The sequence below is a fragment of the Streptomyces sp. WMMC500 genome (assembly GCF_027497195.1).
Lineage (GTDB): Bacteria > Actinomycetota > Actinomycetes > Streptomycetales > Streptomycetaceae > Streptomyces.
In genome coordinates, this window is sequence record NZ_CP114905.1 from 3,212,317 (window position 1) to 3,227,970 (window position 15,654).

Here is a 15,654-nt window from a genome sequence, read left to right on the forward strand (position 1 = left end):
CCGGATGGACGGTACCGACACGTGACGGAGCGCGACAGGCGGCGGGCAGCCGCCGAGCGGACGGAGTCCGGCAACACCCTTGCCGCCTCCGGCACGGACGAGGCGGTGGCGCCGACCGCGGCCACCGCGGGTTCCGGCGACGCCATCCCCGACCCGCGTGACTCCCTGCACCGCGCGAAGGCGGCGCAGCCCGCGACGTCCCCGGCGGACGCCACGGGCGGCGTGCCGGCGCACCAGGGGGCCGACGACACGCCCAGCGGCGGCCGGCCGCGCCCTCAGCCGGGCGCCGGCCACGACGCGGAGCCGGGCCGTGCGGCGGGCCGGCCGCCCGAGGAGGACGCCGCGTCGGCGCGGCTGCGGTTCCTCGGCGCGGCGACCCGCCGGATCGCCCGGGGCATCGACCTGGACGAGATCGTCCTCGGCCTGTGCCGCTCCGTCGTCCCGTCCTTCGCCGACGCGATCCTCGTCTACCTGCGCGACCCGCTGCCGGTCGGCGACGAGCAGCCGACGGAGCCGTTCCGGCTGCGGCTGCGGCGGACGGACCGGATCACCGACGGCGTGGAGGACGTCGACAGCATGGGCGGCAGCCGGCTGCTGCCCGCGGCGGCGGAGCCGGAGGCGCCGGGTCTGGGCGCGGCCGAGCAGGTCGACGTCGTACGGGCCGGGGCGCTGCTCGAAGTGCTGCGCGGCGTCCGCCCGGTGTTCGGCGAGACGCTGGCCGCCCGCGCCGCGCTCATCGAACTGCTGGGCCGCGAGAGCCCGCTGGCGAACGCGCCGGCCGACAAGCGCACCATCGTCGCCCCGCTGCGCGGCCGGCGCCGGGTGATCGGGGTGGCGGTGCTCGTACGGGGTCCGGCGCGGCCCGCGTACGGGCAGGACGACCTGCTGATCGCCGCCCAACTGGCCACGCACACGGCCCTCGGTGTCGACAAAGCGGTGATCTACGACCGCGAGGCGTACATCGCGGACCAGTTGCAGCGCACGATGCTGCCCGAGTACCTGCCGGAGCCCACCGGCGTCCGCCTCGCCAGCCGCTACCGGCCCGCGGCCGAGACCGCGCGGGTCGGCGGCGACTGGTACGACGCCATCCCGCTGCCCGGCAGCCGGGTCGCGCTCGTCGTCGGCGACGTCATGGGCCACTCGGTGACTTCGGCGGCGATCATGGGCCAGTTGCGTACCGCGGCGCAGACGCTCGCCCAGCTCGACCTGCCGCCCCAGGAGGTGCTGCACCACCTCGACGAGCAGGCGCAGCGCCTCGGCGACGACCGCATGGCCACGTGCCTGTACGCCGTCTACGACCCGATCGCGCACACGCTCACCGCCTCCAACGCCGGCCACCCGCCGCCCGTGCTGCTCCGCCGCGACGGCGCCAGCGAGGTGCTGGACGTACCGCCGGGGGCGCCGATCGGCGTGGGCGGTGTGGGCTTCGAGGCGGTGGAGCTGCAGGCGCCGCAGGGCTCGACGCTGCTGCTGTACACGGACGGTCTGGTCGAATCCCGGCTGATGGACGTCTCCACGGGCATCGACCAGTTGTGCGCCCGTCTGACCCGCACGGCGGCGCTCACCGGCCCCGGCAACCCGCCGCCGCTGGAGCCGCTCTGCGACGAGGTGCTGGACGTCCTCGGCCCGGGCGACCGCGACGACGACATCGCCCTGCTGGCGGCGCGGCTCGACGGCATAGCGCCGAGCGCGGCGGCGCAGTGGTCGCTGGACCCGCGGGCGCAGGCGCCGCGCGAGGCGCGGTCGCTGGCGCGGGGGGCGCTGGCGGGCTGGGGCCTTGAGGAGCTGACGGACATCGTGGAGCTGCTGGTGAGCGAGGTGGTGACGAACGCGGTCCGCTACGCCCAGCGGCCGGTGACGCTGCGCCTGGTGCACACGGACAGGCTGCGGTGCGAGGTGGTGGACGACGTCCCGCAGTTGCCGCGGATGCGGCGGGCGGGGCCGGCGGACGAGGGGGGCCGGGGGATGTTCCTGGTCAACAAGCTGGCCCGGCACTGGGGCGCGGAGCGCCTGAGTGTGGGCAAGGTGGTGTGGTTCGAGATCTGAGGTGGCGCGGCCGACGCCGTGGGCAGCGGCTGGGGCTGCCCGGTCTGTGGCTACGGCCGTACGCGCTGGGCCCCGGCAGGGGGTGTTTCCCCGACCCCGCCCCTTCCCGAAACTCGGGGGGCTCCGCCCCCCGAGACCCCCCGGGCCCGAGCACCTGCGGCGCCGGCCGAGCGCGCCGCCCGCGGACCGGGCGGCGGGCAGCTCCCCTTCCCGAAGTTCAGGGGCTCCGCCCCCGAGACCCCCGGCCCGAGCGCCTTCGGCGCCGGCCGAGCACGCCGCCCGCGGACCCTGCTGTCCCGCGCCGCAGGCGCGGGCGGCGGGGTCCGGGGCAGAGCCCGGGGCCGGCGCCGAAAGGCGCCCGGGTCCAGAGCCCCGCGGGCCGGCGCCGCAGGTGCCCGCGTTCGGGGTCCCGGGGCGGAGCCCCGGGTTCGCGGAGGGGCGGGGTGGGGGAATTGCCCCTCAGCCGCAACCCGGCAGCGGGGGCAGTGTCGAGGTTCGGGTGAGTTGGACGACGTCCTTTGCCTCCGCCGCCTTCGCCTCCCCCTCCGGGTACGCCACCCCCAGCCCGCCGTCCCGCGCCAGCGCGTACCCGTACCGTGGCGTGATCCGCGTGTACGACCGCGAGCGCAGGTCCAGTGCCCACGCCGCCTCCGTCGTACGCCACGTCACCACCTCCCCGCTCACCCCCACCTGGTCGATGCCCCCCAGCTCCGGCTCCGGCACCGCCCCGCCGCCCTCGCCCCGGACCAGCGCCAGCGGCTTCGGCCAGCCCTCGCGCCACACGTACAGCCGCGGGCGGTCCGCGTCGCCGCCCGCCCACGCCCACGTACGGCCGTCCGACGCCACGTACCGGACGTTGCGCAGGCCCGCGATCGGGCCCGGCAGCTCCGCGCGGCGCATTGTGTCCATCGAGACCGCCGCGAGGCGGGTCTCCGGCCGGCCCGAGGAAGACTCCCCCTGGCGCAGCCACACCAGCAGGCCGCCCGCCGCGAACGGCGTGTCGACGACGCCCTCGTACACCGTCCGCCGCTCGCCGCCGGGGCCCAGGTCCCGTGCGTACACCGCCGAGCGGCCGCCGCCCGTGCCCTGCGCCCAGAACAGCCGCCCCGACCGCACCACCGCCTGCACGAACGGCCCCGGCACCGCGCTCTGCCCGCCTTCCGCCGCCTCCGCCGCCGCCTCCGCGACCGCCTCCCGCCGCCCGGTCGTCGCGTCCCAGGCGTAGAGCGTCCAGAGGCTCTCCAGGCGCCGGCCCTCGACGACGTCGAAAACCAGCCACCGCCCGTCGAAGTCCGCGCTGCCCAACTGGTGTTCCACCGGGTCGGCGAGGCGCATCACCGACCGCTGCTCGTCCCCCTCCCGCAGCACGACCGACCGCCCGTCCCCCGACGCCGAAGCCGACGCGGCCGCCGTCGACTGCAGCACCGCCCACCCGGCCCCCGGGCCGACCTCGGTGAGCACCGTCCGCTCCCCCCGGGGCGCCGGGACCCGCCCGTCCGCCAGCGCGTCCGACCACCCGTCCGGCAGCGCCACCTCGCACGCCCGGTCCCGTACGGGCTCTCCGGTCGGCGGCGCCGCCGTGGAAGGCGCCGCCGTGCGCGTACGCGAAGGACCGTCGCCGTCGCCGCCTCCCGACGAGCACGCGGGCGTGCCCGCCAGGAGGACGGCCGCACCCAGCGCGGCGGCTACGCCGCGGGCGCGGAGCGCGACGGGCCGGGGCTCACCAGACGTACCCACGACCGCCCATGATGGTGGTGAGGGTGTCCGACGAGATGGTCGCCGTACGCGGCACGCTGCCAGCCCACGAGATGACGCTCGTCGGCACCCCGCCCACCGGGTCGCGGTACTGCGCGGTGCGCGCGCCGTCGTCGCTGTGGCCGTCGATCGACACCCAGTGGAATATCTCCCGGTTCGGGTGCCCGACGAGGTGCGGCCCGCCGACGACCTCCCAGGCGTTGCCCGCGATGGCGTAGTCGCCGGACGTGTTGTGCACGAGGTGGTCGCGGAAGTTGGCCTTGTCCGTCGCGCTCGGCGTGTACGGCAGCGCCTTCGGCACGTAGCCGGCGCCGGGCAGGCGGTGGTTGAGCACGTCGGGGACGGGATAGCCGGTCGGGTTGGGGACGTTCGCGTTGATGCCGTACCAGGCGGTCCCGGAGGAGTTCGTACGAAGCTCGCTGCCGGCCTGCGTCTGGGACCTGTTGCCGACCTCGTCGCGCGCGGACTGCGTGATCACGAGGGTGGCGGGGCCGCAGTAGTAGGAGTTGATCTGCGACTGCTGTACGGCGCCGGAGGAGACGATCGCCGCCGCCCCGGCGTCGCCGCTCGCGGCGTACCGCTGCGCCGACTGCCGCGCCGCGCCCTGCGCCGCGGCCGACTTCTCGGCCAGCAGCCGCTGCTGCTGCGCCGTCAGCCGCTCGGCCGGCAGGGTGTCGGTGCGCTCCTTGTACGCACCGGCCGCATCGGCCGCACCGGCTGCGCCCGCCGCCGGGCCCGGCTCCGCCGCCTGCGCGGGGCCTCCGGTCAGCGCGAGGGCGGCGACGAGCAGTCCGCCGGCTCCGGCCGCGGACACGACTCGCATAGTGGACATCGCTGTCTCCTGTCGTTCGTGGGGGTGACACGGGGACGGTGATGCCGGCGTCTGCTCCCGCAGGCGGCTCCATTCTGGCCGGTGGAGACGGCCTCCCGGAAGAGGGCATGACAACCCCTGCCCAAAATCTGCTATCACTTTGCTAGACTCGCCACCACCACACAGGAACGAGAACGGGGACCTCACATGACCGACCGACCGCACGACCAGCACCCCGCCTCCGGCCCCACCCCCGGCCCCGCCGCCGACCCCGGCGCCCCGCCCGAGATGCCCGCCCCGCCCGTCGCCGAGCGGCGGGCGAACAGCATCGGCGGCGCCCTCGCCCTGGTCCTCGGCCTCGTCGGCGCCCTCGTCGGCGCCGGCCTGCTCGTCCTCGGCATCGCCCTGGCGGGCGACGGCACCCCCGCCGCCGGCGTCCCCGTCCTCGTCTTCGGCGCGCTGCTCTTCCTCGCCTCTCTCGTCGCGATGGCCGGCCTGAACATGGTCGAACCCGGCGAGGCCCGCGTCGTGCAGCTCTTCGGCCGCTACACCGGCACCATCCGCGACGACGGCCTGCGCTGGGTCAACCCGCTCACCACCCGCCGCAAGGTCTCCACCCGGGTGCGCAACCACGAGACCGCCGTCCTCAAGGTCAACGACGCCCGCGGCAACCCCATCGAGCTGGCCGCCGTCGTCGTCTGGCAGGTCGAGGACACCGCGCAGGCGGTCTTCGCCGTCGACGACTTCACCGAGTTCGTCGCCACCCAGACCGAGACCGCCGTGCGGCACATCGCCATCGAGTACCCGTACGACGCCTACGAGGACGACGAGCTGTCGCTGCGCGCCGACGCCGAGGAGATCACCGAGAAGCTGGCCGAGGAGCTGACCGCCCGGATCCAGGCCGCCGGGGTGCGCATCATCGAGTCGCGCTTCACGCACCTCGCGTACGCGCCGGAGATCGCCTCCGCGATGCTCCAGCGCCAGCAGGCAGGCGCCGTGGTCGCCGCGCGCCGGGAGATCGTGGACGGGGCGGTGGGCATGGTCGAGGACGCGCTCGCCCGGCTCACCCGGCAGGACATCGTCGAGCTGGACGAGGAGCGCAAGGCGGCGATGGTCGGCAACCTCATGGTCGTCCTCTGCGGCGACCGCGCCCCCCAGCCCGTCCTCAACACCGGCTCCCTCTACCAGTGACCGACGAGAACCCCGACCGCGCCCGCCGGGCCCGGCGCAAACAGGTGCTGCTGCGGCTCGACCCGGCCGTGCACGACGCGCTGGCCCGGTGGGCGGCGGACGAACTGCGCAGCACCAACGCGCAGATCGACTACCTGCTCCGCCGGGCGCTCACGGAGGCCGGCCGGCTTCCGAAGGACGCCCGCCCGCACCCCCGCCGCGGCCGTCCAGCCCGCGAGCCGGAGTAGCACACGGCCCCGACACCCAGCCCACCAGGCGTGACTTACTACACACCCCGTCTATACACGGCAGGTATACACACCGTGTAGAGTCCTCCGCATGACGATCGGCCACACCCTCCTCGGGCTCCTGGAGTCGGGCCCCCGCCACGGTTACGACCTCAAGCGCGTCTTCGACGAGCGCTTCGGTCACGACCGCCCGCTGCACTACGGGCAGGTCTACTCCACGATGTCCCGACTGCTGAAGAACGGCCTCGTCGAGGTCGACGGCGTCGAGCCCGGGGGCGGCCCCGAGCGGAAGCGCTACGCCATCACCGACGCCGGCGTCACCGACGTCGCCGAGTGGCTCGCCACCCCCGAGAAGCCCGAGCCGTACCTCCAGTCGACCCTGTACACCAAGGTCGTCCTCGCGCTGCTCACCGAACGCGACGCGGCCGAACTCCTCGACGTCCAGCGCGCGGAACACCTGCGCCTGATGCGCGAGCTGACCCGTCGCAAGAAGGGCGGCGATCTCGCCGACCAGCTCATCTGCGACCACGCCCTGTTCCATCTCGAGGCCGACCTGCGGTGGCTGGAGCTCACCGCCGCGCGCCTCGGCAAACTCGCCGCGGAGGTCCGCGCATGAGTACCACACCCCCCACCGGCCCCCTCGCCGAGCCGGCGCCGATCCTCACCGCCACCTCGCTGCGCAAGGTCTACGCCGGCACCCCCGCGCTCGACGGCGCCGACTTCGCCATCGCGGCCGGCGAGACCGTCGCCGTCATGGGCCCCTCCGGCTCCGGCAAGTCGACGCTGCTGCACTGCCTCGCCGGCATCGTCCCGGCCGACGGGGGCACCGTGACCTACGCGGGCCGCGACCTCGCCGCGCTCTCCGACGCCGAGCGCAGCGCCCTGCGCCGCCGGGAGTTCGGCTTCGTCTTCCAGTTCGGCCAGCTCGTACCGGAGCTGACCTGCGTGGAGAACGTCGCCCTGCCGCTGCGCCTGACCGGGCTCGGCCGCCGCGACGCCGAGCGCGCCGCCCGGCCGTGGCTGGCGCGCCTGGAGGTGGACGACGTCGCGCACAAGCGGCCCGGCGAGATCTCCGGCGGTCAGGGGCAGCGCGTCGCGGTCGCCCGCGCGCTGGCGACGACGCCGCGGGTGGTCTTCGCCGACGAGCCGACCGGGGCACTCGACTCCCTCAACGGCGAGCGCGTCATGGAACTGCTCACCGATGCCGCGCAGGACAGCGGCGCGGCCGTCGTGCTGGTCACCCACGAGCCGCGCGTCGCGGCGTACGCGGACCGCGAGGTCGTCGTCCGCGACGGGCGCACCCGCAGTCTGGAGCCGGCCGGCCGATGAGCGACGTGACCTACGCCGGGAAGACCACCGGCGCCGGGCCCGCGCGCCCCGCGGGCCCGCCGCCCGACCGCCGCGGCGCGATCCGCACCTGGGCCGACGACCTGCGCATGGGCCTCGCCTTCGCGCTCCGCGGGGGGCGCGAGGGCTGGGTGCGTACCGTGCTGACCGCGGTCGGTGTCGGCCTGGGGGTGGCGCTGCTGCTGCTCACCACCGCCATCCCGGGCGCCCTGGCCAGCCGCGACGAGCGCGGCTCCGCCCGCAGCGAAGTCCTCGCGTCCGACGCCGAGTACGGGGGCGACACCGTGCTCGTGGGCAACGTGGACACCGAGTACGAGGACATCATGGTCCGCGGCCGGCTGCTGCGCCCCGAGGGCGCCGGCGCCCCGCTGCCCCCCGGCGTCGAGGCGTTCCCGAAGCCCGGCGAGATGGTGGTCTCCCCCGCGCTCGCCGACCGGCTGGACGACGCCGACGCGGACCTGCTGCGCGAGCGCCTGGACTACGGCATCGCCGGCACCATCTCCGACGCCGGCCTGATCGACCCCGGCGAGCTGGCGTACTACGCGGGCAACGACCGCATCGCGGCCGCCGACGTCAACGTCAGCCGCGTCGCCGCCTTCGGCGAGGAGTCGGAAGCCGAGGCCATGGAGCCGGTGCTGCTGCTCCTCGCGATGATCGTGTTCGTCGCGCTGCTCATGCCCGTCGCGGTGTTCCTCACCGCGGCCGTACGCTTCGGCGGCGAGCGCCGCGACCGCCGGCTCGCCGCGCTCCGCCTCGTCGGCGCCGACGGCCGCGCGGTGCGCCGGATCGCCGCCGGCGAGGCGCTCGCCGGCGCCCTGCTCGGGCTCGCGGTCGGCGCGGGCCTGTTCGCCCTCGGCCGGCAGCTCGCGGGCGGCGTGACGGTCTACGACATGAGCATCTTCGCCGCCGACCTGAGCCCCGCGCCGGCGCTCGCCCTGCTGGTCGCCCTGGCCGTGCCCGCCGCGGCCGTCGGCGTCACCCTGCTCGCGCTGCGCGGCGTCGTCATCGAGCCGCTGGGCGTCGTCCGGTCGGCCCGTCCTTCGCGGCGGCGCATCTGGTGGCGGCTGCTGCTGCCCGCCGTCGGACTCGCCCTGCTCGCGCCGATGATGGGCCGCGGCGACAGCGCCGGCTCGTTCCCGGAGTGGCAGGTCATCGGCGGCACCGTGCTGCTGCTGACCGGCATCACCGCGCTGCTGCCCTGGCTCGTCGAGGCCGTGGTGGCCCGGCTCGGCCGCGGGCCGACGTCCTGGCAACTGGCCGTCCGCCGGCTCCAGCTCAGCAGCGGCAGCGCCGCCCGGCTGGTCAACGGCATCGCCGTCGCCGTCGCCGGGGCCATCGCGCTGCAGATGGTCTTCACCGGCGTCGAGGACGACTACAGCGAGTCGACGGGTCACGACCCCGGCCGCTTCCAGATCGGCATCTACGTGGATTCCGGCCAGGACCTCCGCGTGGGCGACCGGGTCGCCGGGACCGAGGGCGTCCGCGAGGCGGTCAGCCGGATCTCCACCGTCGCCGGCACCGGCAGGACGGACCCCCGGAACTCGGCCACCCTGACCGTCGGCACGTGCGCCGAGCTGCGCAGGCTGGCGGAGCTCCCCGACTGCCGCGACGGCGACGTCTTCCGCCTCACCGACACGTACGGCGCGGCCGACGCCAGACGCATGGTCGCCGGCGGCGACCCGCTGTACCTCGATCCGTCGTACGACAGCATGCCGGGCGAGGAGCTGCCCTGGACCCCGCCGCCCGACACCCGTCCCGCCAAGGCCCTCCGCGACGCGGACGGCAACCTCAACGACGGCTTCCTCGCCACCCCCGCCGCCGTCCCCGACGTCCACGACTCCGGCGCCTTCACCGCCTGGGTCGACGTGCGGCTCGACCCGGCCGTGCCGGACGCGGCCGAGCGCGTACGCAACGAGGTCGGGGCCGTCGACCCGCTGCTGTCCGTCCACACGCTGCACAGCGAGGTCGTCTCGGAGGACTTCGCCGGCATCCGCACCGGACTCGTGGTGGGCGCCGCGTGCGTGCTGGTGCTGATCGGCAGCAGCCTGCTCGTCGGGCAGCTCGAACAACTGCGGGAGCGGCGCAAGCTGTTGTCGTCCCTGGTCGCCTTCGGCACCCGGCGCTCCACCCTCAGCCTGTCCGTGCTCTGGCAGACGGCGATCCCGGTGGCGCTCGGCATGGCCCTGTCGACGGCGTTCGGGCTGGTGCTGGGCACGGTGCTGATGCGCATGACGGACACGCCCGTCGCGGTCGACTGGCCGTCGGTGCTGACGATGGCGGGGGCGGGCGCGGCGGTGGTCGCCGGGGTCACGGCGCTGAGCATGCCGCTGCTGATCCGGCTGATGCGCCCGGACGGGCTGCGCACCGAGTAGAGAGCCCGGGACCGGCCCGGCGCGCGTCGTAGGGGGGCGCGCCGGGCCGGTCCCGTACCGGGCCGCCGGGCGCGGGGCGTGCGGTTCTGTAGGGTCGGGCGCGTGGCACTCGACGCGCTCAAGTCGGCCCTCCCCGGCTACGCCGGGGACCTGCGCCGCAACCTCGCCTCGGTCGTGGACGACGGCCGGCTGCCCGAGCGGCAGTTGTGGGGCGCCCTGCTCGCCTGCGCCGTCGCCGTGCGCTCCCCCGCCGTGCTGCGCGCGGTGGCGCCGGAGGCGCGGGAGCGGCTGACGCCCGAGGCGTACGACGGCGCCCGGGCCGCCGCCGCGGCGATGGCGTCGAACAACGTCTTCTTCCGCGCCCGGCACCTGCTCACCGACCCCGCGTACGGCCACCTGCGCACCGGGCTGCGGACGAACGTGCTGGGCGCGCGGGGCGTACCGAAGGCGGACTACGAGTTGTGGTGCGTCGCCGTGTCCGCCGTGGGCGGCTGCGGGGCGTGCCTGGACGAGCACGAGCGGGCGCTGCGGCGGACCGGCGCGGACCTGGAGACGGTGCAGGAGGCGCTGAAGGTCGCCGCGGTGGTGCACGCCGCCGGCACGGTCCTCGACGCGGAGGCCGCGCTCGGCGACGGCTGAGCGCGGACCGCCGGCCGCGGGCCGGAGCTTCCCGTACGAGCGTTCCGTGCGGCCGTTCCGTACGGGCCGGGCGTCAGCCCGGTGCGTCGCCGCCCCTGGACCCCGTATCGCCGCCGCCCTTGCCCGTCCCGGCCGTCCCCGCTGCCTCCGCGTCCGTGCCCGGCGCGGGGGTGTCGACCGGCGCGGCCGGGGAGGCTTCGAGCGCCGTCGACCCGTGCGGCGGTGGTCCGGGATCCTCCACGTGCTCGCGGTGGTACGCCTTGAGATACCCGACCGCCGTGTTGAGCACCGCGATCAGCGGCACCGCCACCACCGCGCCCGGGATGCCCGCGACCAGCGTGCCGATGGCCACCGAGAGCACCACCGCCAGCGGGTGCACCCGCACCATCCGCCCGAGGATGAACGGCTGCAGGATGTGCCCCTCGATCTGCTGCACCAGCAGCACCACGCCGAGCACCAGCAGCGCCGTGATCACCCCGTTCGTCACGAACGCCACGACCACCGCCAACGCGCCGGAGACCAGCGCACCGACGAGCGGCACGAACGCGAAGAGGAAGATCAGCACGGCCAGCGGCACGGCCATGGGCACGTCGAGGATGAAGATGCCGATGCCGATGAACACGGCGTCGATGAGGGCCACCAGTACCGTGCCGCGCACGTACCCGGTGAGCGTGGCCCACACCTTCGGACCCGCGCCCGCCACCGCGTCGCGCGCGTCGGCGGGGATGAAGTTCAGGCACCATCGCCAGATGCGCGCGCCGTCGTAGAGCAGGAAGATGGTGACGAACGCGGCGATGGCGGCGCCGGAGAAGAACTCCAGCACGTACGAGACGCCTTCGAGGCCGGCGGAGGTGACCTCGCTGGAGTTCTCGCCCAGCCAGTCGCTTATCTCGTCGCCGATGTTGTTGATCTGTTCTTCCTGCACGTGGAACGGCCCGTCGATGAGCCATTCCTGCGCGTCGTCGATGCCCTGCTGGATGCGGTCGGTCAGGTCGTCGATGTTCTCCATGATCTGCCAGACCACGAACCAGCCGATGAGGCCGATCGCGACGAAGCCGCCGACGAACGTGGTGGCCGTGGCGAGCCCCTGGCTGAAGCCCCAGCGGCGCAGCCGCGCGACCGTCGGCTGCAGCAGCGCGGTGACCAGCAGGCCGACCGCGAAGGCGATGACGACGAGGCTGACGACGCTGATGATCTGCATCAGCACGTAGATCAGGCCGGCGAGGACCAGCAGCCGCCAGCCGACCTCGGCCGCGACCCGCACCCCCCACGGCACGACGCTGGCCGGCGCCGGCCGCGGCGGCGGGCCGGGCGGCCGGGCGGCGGCGGCCGGTTCGGCCGGCTCCGCCGCCTCCGCGGGGGCGTCCTCGACGGCGGGCTGCCCGGCCGCGGACTTCTCCGCGGCGGCAGCGGCGGCCCTGCGCCGCTCCGCCATCCGGCTGGCCCGCTCGCCCACCCCGCCGAGCCAGTCCGTCATCTTCGACATAGAAGTCCTCACGCCACCCTCGCGCCGCCTACGGTCCCGCCGCAGTACCGTCCGTCACCCGCACGACCGTACACGGCCCACACCCGCGGCCGGGGTCTGCTTCGGTCATCTAGGACGTGCCGGACGTGAGCGGCGGTTCCGCGCACATGCGAAACGCCCCCGGCGGCGGTGCCGGAGGCGTTTCACGCACGAGCGGCGCGGGGTGGCGCGCCGGTGTGGCCTGGGTTCAGTACCAGCCGTTGGCCTGCCAGAACTCCCAGCCGCCGCAGGGGCTGCCGTAGCGGTCGTTCATGTAGTTCAGGCCCCACTCGATCTGCGTGGCGGGGTTGGTCTGCCAGTCGGCGCCGGCCGAGGCCATCTTCTCGCCGGGCAGCGCCTGCATCAGCCCGTACGCGCCGGAACTCGGGTTGGTGGCGGTGTAGTCCCAGCCCGACTCGTGGTCGACGATGTTGCTGAAGCACTGGTACTGGTCGGCCGGCACCATCTGCCGGGCCATGGCCTGGACATCGGCGACGGAGTAGGAGGACTGCGGGGCGAAGTCGCCGGCGTCGGCGGAAGCCTCCGACGCGGCCGCGGAACGGCTGGCGGCCTCAGCGGCCTCCCGCTCCTTCTCCGCCGCCTCCTCGGCCGCCTTGCGCTCGGCGGCCTCCTTCTTCTCCTCCGCGGCCTGGGCGGCGGACTTGCGCGCCGCCTCCTCGGCCGCGATGCGGGCGTCCGTGTGTGCGGCGTCGGCCTGGGCGTCCGCCTGCTCCGTGAGGGAGGCGGTCTGCACCTGGGCCGTGGCGCCAGCAGGTACGTCGGCGAGGAGTGTCGCGTCGGCGGCGGTCGCCTCGACGTTGCCCGTCGAGTCGTCGCCCTTCTCCGCGCCCGTGGCCACGCCGACGACAGCGCCGACAGAGGTGACCGCGGTGGCGGAAGCCACGGCGAAACCCCGGACCGAAATCCGGCTCACACAAAGTCCTTCCAGCGTCGCCCGCTTCGGTGACCTCGCGGACGCGTTCCTGCCCCTGACACTGGCCTCCCCTTTTTCCGGACCGCCGACTGCGGCGGACCGACTGGTCACGGGAGGCGCGGGCCCGGCAGCCCCCGCGTCCGCGGGGGCCGGTACAGCGCTCGGGCGGCGTACGGCGGCTCTGTTCAGTTGAGTCATGCTGCACCGGGTCGGTGCCGGGCCGTACGCAGGGCCTGACGAGTCCCAGACTCTGCCGGAGACGGACACCCGGACGCAATTCCCCGTCCAGTGGGAAAGCTCACACCGCGTTTGCCCCCCGCGGTTGACGGAAACACGTGCGGAGCACTGGGCGCAACAGCTACGCTGCTGCGCCCAGTTCACACGTGCGGGAAGGAACACGGGGAGCAGTATCCCGTTATACCCGGCCGTCCTCCAGCATTTCGGTCACCAGCGCGGCGATCGGCGACCGCTCGGAGCGGTTCAGCGTCACGTGGGCGAAGAGCGGGTGCCCCTTCAGCTTCTCGACGACGGCCACCACACCGTCATACCGTCCGACGCGCAGATTGTCCCGCTGTGCCACGTCATGGGTGAGTACGACGCGCGAGTTCGTCCCGATCCGCGAGAGCACCGTGAGCAGAACGTTCCGCTCCAGCGACTGCGCCTCGTCGACGATCACGAACGCGTCGTGCAGCGAGCGGCCCCGGATGTGGGTCAGCGGCAGCACTTCGAGCATGCCGCGCGCGATGACCTCCTCGATCACCTCGCGCGAGGTGACCGCGGACAGGGTGTCGAAGACCGCCTGCGCCCACGGGCTCATCTTCTCGGCCTCGGTGCCGGGCAGATAGCCGAGTTCCTGGCCGCCGACCGCGTACAGCGGCCGGAAGACCATCACCTTCTGGTGCTGCCGGCGCTCCAGCACCGACTCCAGGCCGGCGCACAGCGCCAGCGCGGACTTGCCCGTACCGGCACGGCCGCCCATCGAGACGATGCCGACCTCCTCGTCCACGAGCAGGTCCAGGGCGATCCGCTGCTCCGCGCTGCGGCCGTGGATGCCGAAGACCTCCCGGTCGCCGCGCACCAGCCGGACCCGCCCGTCGGGGGTGACCCGGCCGAGCGCCCGGCCGCGCTCGGACTGCAGCACGAGCCCGGTGTGCACCGGCAGTCCGTCCGCCTCCGGCACCGAGACGACCTCCGCCGCGAACAGGTCGTCGACCTGCTCGCCGCTGAGCATCAGCTCGGCCATCCCGGTCCAGCCCGAGTCGGTGATGGCCAGCTCCGCGCGGTACTCCTCGGCGGCCAGGCCGACGGACGACGCCTTGATGCGCAGCGGCAGGTCCTTGGAGACGACGGTGACGTCCTGCCCCTCGGCCTGGAGGTTGCGCGCGACGGCCAGGATGCGGGAGTCGTTGTCCCCGAGCCGGAAACCGGCCGGGAGCACCCCGATGTCGGTGTGGTTCAGCTCCACGCGCAGGGTGCCGCCGAGGTCGCCCAGCGGGATCGGTGCGTCGAGCCGGCCGTGCTTGACCCGGTACTCGTCGAGCTGGCGGAGCGCCTGGCGGGCGAAGTAGCCCAGCTCCGGGTGGTGCCGCTTGGCCTCGAGTTCGGTGACCACCACGACGGGCAGCACCACCTCGTGTTCGTCGAACCGCGCCATGGCCCTCGGGTCGGCCAGCAGGACGCTCGTGTCGAGGACATAGGTGCGCCGGTCAGGCTTCTTGCTGTTCACCACGGATGGACGAACCCCCTCGGATGAGGTCGGCACGCGACGGAGTCGCGGGGATCGGGCCGGGCGCCGGGCCCCGTGCGGCCACGCGGGCGCGCAGGACCGGGCGCCGGCCCTCCGCTCGGTCCGTACGCGCGACGGTGCGCTGCGCACGGACCTCGTGATGCGGCACGTGGTGCAAAGGGCCCTCCCGGGCGGGCGGTGCGGTGGACCGCCTGCTAGCACGGATATTCCCTCGCAAGCCCCCGGGCATGCAATGCCTGTGGCCGAGGGGCCGTAGCGGTGGACACGTGCTAGGGGTGCGCCGGAAGTGGGCTCAGCCGCCGAAACGGCGGTGGCGCGCCGCGTAGTCGCGCAGGGCGCGCAGGAAGTCGACGCGGCGGAACGCGGGCCAGAAGACCTCGCAGAAGTAGTACTCGGAGTGCGCCGACTGCCACAGCATGAACCCGGACAGCCGTTGTTCGCCGCTGGTGCGGATCACCAGGTCGGGGTCGGGCTGGCCGCGGGTGTAGAGATGCTGCGCGATGTGCTCCACCTCGACGGTCTCGGCCACGTCGGCGAGCGTACGGCCCTGGTCGGCGGCGTCGCCGAGCATCGAGCGGACGGCGTCGGCGATCTCCTGCCGGCCGCCGTAGGCGACGGCGACGTTGACCAGGACGGCGCCGCTGCGGGGCCCCGTGACCACGTCCAGGGTGGCCTCCTCCGCCTCCTTGAGTACCCGCTGGGTCTCCATGGGCAGCAGGTCGGGGTTGCCGACGTGGTGCACGCGGGCGCCGCCGCGCCCGGCGACGCCGGAGACGGCCTCCTCGATGATGGCCAGCAGCGGGTTCAGCTCGGGCTCCGGCCGGTCCAGGTTGTCGGTGGACAGCAGCCAGAGCGTGAGCACCTCGACGTCGGTCTCGCGGCACCACCGGATCAGCTCGTGGATCTTCTCGGCGCCGGCCTGGTGCCCCTGCGCGGTGGTGCCGCCCGCCGCGCGGGCCCAGCGGCGGTTGCCGTCCAGGATGACGCCGATGTGTTTCGGCACACGGGCGGAGTCGAGACGGCGCTCGAGGCGCTTCTCGTACACGCGATACACGATGCCGCGCCAGGTCATCCCGCGTTC

General features: G+C 74.5%; 13 protein-coding genes. 7 read left to right on the plus strand and 6 right to left on the minus strand.

The genetic code is table 11. The features are described 5' to 3' along the window. Positions 1 to 21 precede the first annotated feature (21 nt). Positions 22 to 2,046 (plus strand): ATP-binding SpoIIE family protein phosphatase, encoded by a 2,025-nt coding sequence (locus O7599_RS13310; protein ID WP_281622364.1) that lies wholly within the window; start codon positions 22 to 24, stop codon positions 2,044 to 2,046. A gap of 459 nt (positions 2,047 to 2,505) precedes the next feature. Here the strand turns inward: O7599_RS13310 and O7599_RS13315 are convergent, their stop codons facing one another. After that, on the minus strand, positions 2,506 to 3,783 hold the full coding sequence (locus tag O7599_RS13315; RefSeq protein ID WP_281622365.1) for a hypothetical protein: 1,278 nt from the start codon (positions 3,781 to 3,783) through the stop codon (positions 2,506 to 2,508). Continuing rightward, positions 3,767 to 4,633 (minus strand): hypothetical protein, encoded by an 867-nt coding sequence (locus O7599_RS13320; RefSeq protein ID WP_281622366.1) that lies wholly within the window; start codon positions 4,631 to 4,633, stop codon positions 3,767 to 3,769. The genes O7599_RS13315 and O7599_RS13320 overlap by 17 nt, the downstream gene beginning before the upstream one ends. A 267-nt stretch (positions 4,634 to 4,900) precedes the next feature. Between O7599_RS13320 and O7599_RS13325 the strand changes: the two genes are divergently transcribed. From O7599_RS13325 to O7599_RS13350, 6 genes are all read left to right on the plus strand, one after another. Further along, positions 4,901 to 5,803, plus strand: a complete 903-nt coding sequence (locus O7599_RS13325; RefSeq protein ID WP_281623368.1) for an SPFH domain-containing protein — start codon at positions 4,901 to 4,903, stop codon at positions 5,801 to 5,803. Then, entirely contained in the window at positions 5,800 to 6,030 is a 231-nt protein-coding gene (locus O7599_RS13330; protein WP_281622367.1) for a hypothetical protein, read from the plus strand. Before O7599_RS13325 ends, O7599_RS13330 begins: the two co-directional genes overlap by 4 nt. A 91-nt stretch (positions 6,031 to 6,121) precedes the next feature. After that, entirely contained in the window at positions 6,122 to 6,646 is a 525-nt protein-coding gene (locus tag O7599_RS13335; RefSeq protein ID WP_281622368.1) for a PadR family transcriptional regulator, read from the plus strand. Next, positions 6,643 to 7,359 carry an ABC transporter ATP-binding protein gene (locus O7599_RS13340; protein WP_281622369.1) on the plus strand — a complete coding sequence of 239 codons (717 nt, stop codon included), beginning with the start codon at positions 6,643 to 6,645 and terminating at the stop codon, positions 7,357 to 7,359. Before O7599_RS13335 ends, O7599_RS13340 begins: the two co-directional genes overlap by 4 nt. Next, positions 7,356 to 9,749, plus strand: a complete 2,394-nt coding sequence (locus tag O7599_RS13345) for an FtsX-like permease family protein (RefSeq protein WP_281622370.1) — start codon at positions 7,356 to 7,358, stop codon at positions 9,747 to 9,749. The genes O7599_RS13340 and O7599_RS13345 overlap by 4 nt, the downstream gene beginning before the upstream one ends. Positions 9,750 to 9,851: 102 nt before the next feature. Next, positions 9,852 to 10,388: a carboxymuconolactone decarboxylase family protein gene (locus O7599_RS13350; protein WP_281622371.1), complete on the plus strand. Its 537-nt coding sequence runs from the start codon at positions 9,852 to 9,854 to the stop codon at positions 10,386 to 10,388. Positions 10,389 to 10,461: 73 nt separating this feature from the next. Here O7599_RS13350 and O7599_RS13355 read toward each other — a convergent pair whose 3' ends face one another. The 4 genes from O7599_RS13355 to O7599_RS13370 form a co-directional block, all read right to left on the minus strand. Continuing rightward, positions 10,462 to 11,874 (minus strand): AI-2E family transporter, encoded by a 1,413-nt coding sequence (locus O7599_RS13355; protein WP_281622372.1) that lies wholly within the window; start codon positions 11,872 to 11,874, stop codon positions 10,462 to 10,464. Positions 11,875 to 12,100: 226 nt separating this feature from the next. Continuing rightward, positions 12,101 to 12,826, minus strand: coding sequence for a transglycosylase SLT domain-containing protein (locus O7599_RS13360; RefSeq protein ID WP_281622373.1), 726 nt, complete (start codon positions 12,824 to 12,826; stop codon positions 12,101 to 12,103). Between the two features lie 415 nt (positions 12,827 to 13,241). Continuing rightward, complete coding sequence (locus O7599_RS13365; protein WP_281622374.1) at positions 13,242 to 14,555, minus strand: PhoH family protein; 1,314 nt, start codon at positions 14,553 to 14,555, stop codon at positions 13,242 to 13,244. A 310-nt stretch (positions 14,556 to 14,865) separates the two neighbouring features. Further along, positions 14,866 to 15,645 carry an isoprenyl transferase gene (locus tag O7599_RS13370; protein WP_281622375.1) on the minus strand — a complete coding sequence of 260 codons (780 nt, stop codon included), beginning with the start codon at positions 15,643 to 15,645 and terminating at the stop codon, positions 14,866 to 14,868. Between the last annotated feature and the right edge of the window lie 9 nt (positions 15,646 to 15,654).

Coding starts and splice junctions, on each gene's coding strand:
- O7599_RS13320 (WP_281622366.1), bottom strand. CDS start 4,633: ATGTCCACTATGCGAGTCGTGTCCGCGGCCGGAGCCGGCGGACTGCTC.
- O7599_RS13325 (WP_281623368.1), top strand. CDS start 4,901: ATGCCCGCCCCGCCCGTCGCCGAGCGGCGGGCGAACAGCATCGGCGGC.
- O7599_RS13335 (WP_281622368.1), top strand. CDS start 6,122: ATGACGATCGGCCACACCCTCCTCGGGCTCCTGGAGTCGGGCCCCCGC.
- O7599_RS13340 (WP_281622369.1), top strand. CDS start 6,643: ATGAGTACCACACCCCCCACCGGCCCCCTCGCCGAGCCGGCGCCGATC.
- O7599_RS13345 (WP_281622370.1), top strand. CDS start 7,356: ATGAGCGACGTGACCTACGCCGGGAAGACCACCGGCGCCGGGCCCGCG.
- O7599_RS13355 (WP_281622372.1), bottom strand. CDS start 11,874: ATGTCGAAGATGACGGACTGGCTCGGCGGGGTGGGCGAGCGGGCCAGC.
- O7599_RS13370 (WP_281622375.1), bottom strand. CDS start 15,645: ATGACCTGGCGCGGCATCGTGTATCGCGTGTACGAGAAGCGCCTCGAG.